The organism is uncultured Succinatimonas sp. (genome assembly GCF_905203285.1).
Classification (GTDB): domain Bacteria; phylum Pseudomonadota; class Gammaproteobacteria; order Enterobacterales; family Succinivibrionaceae; genus Succinatimonas.
This window is the reverse complement of sequence record NZ_CAJKVK010000144.1, coordinates 1-2,075: the sequence shown is the minus strand read 5'-3', so window position 1 is coordinate 2,075 and position 2,075 is coordinate 1. Positions and strand designations below refer to the sequence as shown.

Genomic DNA, 2,075 nt, shown 5'->3' with positions numbered 1-2,075 from the left:
ACCTAAAAGTTGCGAGTTTTTACTGATCTAGTGTCTATTATATTAGACACTAGATTGCAACCGAAGGAAATCATTTATAATTCTCGGTTTTAAACCGGGACTTTCATTTATCTTGTCAGCACATCAATATCGTCGTCGGGCTCGGCATATCCTTCCATGAGTTCAGGCATAATTTCCGCGTCCTCCTCATCAATGCTCTTGTCACTGTTGGTCTTAGGCGCATCTTCAGGAGGAACAACACCGAGTTTGTTGTAGATCTCAGCAAGATTTTTAACAATCGGACTGAAGTAAGAGCCATGTTCATATTGAGTAACCTCAATACTGCTTAAGGTTTTTAACAGCTTCTGATCGCTGTCATAAGCTGCTCTGAATCCCTTGTCGGCAATTTTGGCGATCTTCTTACGCAGCATAATAGCTATGGACGTGGCGATAAATTGGACAAAAACCCGCCCTTCGAGCGAGTAGTCATCCGAGCTTCTGAGTCGGTTGAAACCTAAAGTATCTTTGTAATGGTTGAATGCTTTTTCAACCTCGATTCGGTCATAATAAGCCCTATAAGCTTCAATGGGATTTTTAACGGAATCAGAGACAAGAAAGCGTACCCCTTTAAGCTCCAGCTCCTTGTGGTAAGCGGTCAAATTGATTTCATATTCATTCTTTTCCGTATTGAAGCATAAATAGGTATCTTTGAACTCCTGATATTCTTTGCATAACTCTTTGTCGCTGTAAATGGCGTTTAAAGTACGTTCAATATTGGTTTTTAATATTTCCTCAGCCCGCATACGGATAAACGGATTGTAATAAATATGAACGAAGAGACGGGCTTTTTCATGGGGAGGTCTCTTACAGTCGGTTTGATAGTTGACAGGATAGCTCCAATTTATTTCTACTGTATAACAGTGATTGCCACAGGCGGCACTGCTGAAATTAATGGGATTTTTTAATGCATTACGGTTTTCACGAAAGAGATTTTTGCATACGGATAATGAGGTGCTGACATTTAATAAGAAAGACGTCTCAGTCTGCAGAAAACGGTTGATGTTTTTAATGCAGCCGTAACCTTTGTCAGCAACGAAAACGACATCACGTCCTAATTGCATACGGCAGGAGTCCTGCAGAAAGTTTTTGACCGTAAAGACATCCGGTATATTTCCCGAATACATTTGATAGAAATAAGGCTCACCGCTTTTTTGATTGACCACCATCAGCATATTCAGCTGCTTCAAATCATCTCCGTCTTTATTTTTACCGTAAAAAGCTTTGCTCAGATGCTCCGAGTAGGTTGAAAAGGAGGTTGAGTCCAAGGCCCAAAACTTAGTAGCGAAATCATTAAGCGCTTCATCGCGTTGGGCAGACAAACTGCTTAACGTGCTTAAAAAAGCGTCAATTTGATGAGGTGTAATACTTTGAAAGATACGGGTGACGGCACTTTTGCTTAAAGGGCGAGAATAAGGTAAACGGGTTTTACGGGCAAAAAGCTCGTAGAGCGTCATGGAGTTGCGCTGCTCCAGAATTAAGAAATACGCCAGCGACATAATTTTTAAATGGTTTTTATATTTACTGAAAGTCCGCTCCAAAGCTTTGACTAAAGGCGTATCGGCAATGATGCCGTCTAAAAGCCAAGTGGCACCCGCCTGAAGTTTCTTTAAACGCATGGCTTCACGAACGGTGATTTTAGGTTGATCGTCATCCGGCTCCGGATCGTCTTTGAGCGTAAAAACGATTTTACCCTGCTCATTGCGTTTAGCATCTAATCCTTTCAACTCCGGATATAAAGCAATGAAGCTTTCTTTCCATTCAATGGGACCGACCTTACTGCCGCCTAAAATCTTGCCAATGGTTTTGGTAGATCCTTTCTTTCTAAATGAGCGTTTTTTGTCAGGATCCCACACGTTCTGATAAGTACAAAGATAATAAAATTTGCCGCTTTTATTGATAAGCAACGAGCCTAAGTCCGGAGCATTCATAATAAAATCTTAGATATAGATACTTATATTAAGTATCTAGTATAACAAGATTTAAATAGATAAGCAATAGATAATTAAGAGAAAACGGCTTAAATAAGCCGTTTAGAG

Annotated in this window: 1 protein-coding gene; it reads right to left on the bottom strand. The window is 40.3% G+C overall.

The features are described from left to right. Nucleotides 1-107 precede the first annotated feature (107 nt). Entirely contained in the window at nt 108-1,967 is a 1,860-nt protein-coding gene (locus tag QZ019_RS09675; RefSeq protein WP_295484609.1) for a transposase, read from the bottom strand. Between the last annotated feature and the right edge of the window lie 108 nt (nt 1,968-2,075).